Source organism: Saccharothrix deserti, assembly GCF_009769385.1.
GTDB classification, from domain to species: domain Bacteria; phylum Actinomycetota; class Actinomycetes; order Mycobacteriales; family Pseudonocardiaceae; genus Actinosynnema; species Actinosynnema deserti.
The window spans coordinates 1-892 of sequence record NZ_VKAB01000159.1 but is presented as its reverse complement, the minus strand read 5'-3'; the positions used below and the strand labels follow the sequence as shown (position 1 = coordinate 892).

At 66.8% G+C, this 892-nt stretch carries 1 protein-coding gene; it reads right to left on the bottom strand.

The genetic code is table 11. The features are described 5' to 3' along the window. Positions 1-7: 7 nt before the first annotated feature. A protein-coding gene (locus tag FM051_RS50000; protein ID WP_202919546.1) for an IS5 family transposase occupies positions 8-834 on the bottom strand; the annotation gives its coding sequence in 2 pieces (ribosomal slippage) (positions 8-474 and positions 474-834; 828 coding nt in all). Positions 835-892 lie beyond the last annotated feature (58 nt).

Here is an 892-nt window from a genome sequence, read left to right as displayed (position 1 = left end):
AGAACTCCTAACTCAATGACAAGTTGCGCAGGCGGCGCCAGCAGATGATGCCGCAGGCCAGGCTCAGGAACGCTTCGTGGATGTCGTCCCGGATCTCCCACCTGACCCGCAGTCGGCGGAACCAGTGCAGCAGCGCGAAGCTCTGCTCGACCACCCACCGGTGCACACCCAGTCCGGAGCCGTGATCGACCCCGCGGCGGGCGATGACAGGCGTGATGCCCTTGTCCCGCACCAGCCTGCGGTACTTGTCGTGGTCGTAGCCCCGGTCGGCGTAGAGCGCGTCCGGACGTCGACGAGGACGACCGCGTCGTCCCCGTACCGGTGGGATCGCCTCGATCAACGGCATCAGTTGGGTGACGTCGTTGCGGTTGCCACCGGTGAGCGACACGGCCAGCGGTGTTCCGTGCCCTTCGGTGATCAGGTGGTGCTTGGAGCCCGTTCTGGCACGGTCGACCGGGCTCGGACCGGTTTTGGGCCGCCTTTGAGGGCCCGCACGTGCGATCCGTCGATCACCGCCCGCGACCAGTCCAGGGCACCCGCGGCGTGGAGTTCGGCGAGCAGGTTCTCGTGCAGCCGCTGCCACACCCCGGCTTTGTGCCAGTCCCGCAACCGGCGCCAGGCGGTCATGCCCGAGCCGAAGCCCAGCTCCTGGGGCAGGAACTCCCACGGGATCCCGGTGTAGAGCACGAACAGGATTCCCGAGAGAACCTTGCGGTCGTCCAGCCGTCTGCGGCCGGGGTGGTCGCTGCGGCGTTGCACCACGGGGAGCAGCGGCTCGACCCTTGCCCACAGCTCGTCGGAGACGACCCACGGAAGCTGCTGGCCCTTCCTCACGCCATGGTCAACACACCACTGCTCAACCGTATTCCAAGATCATTCTGTTAGGAGTTCT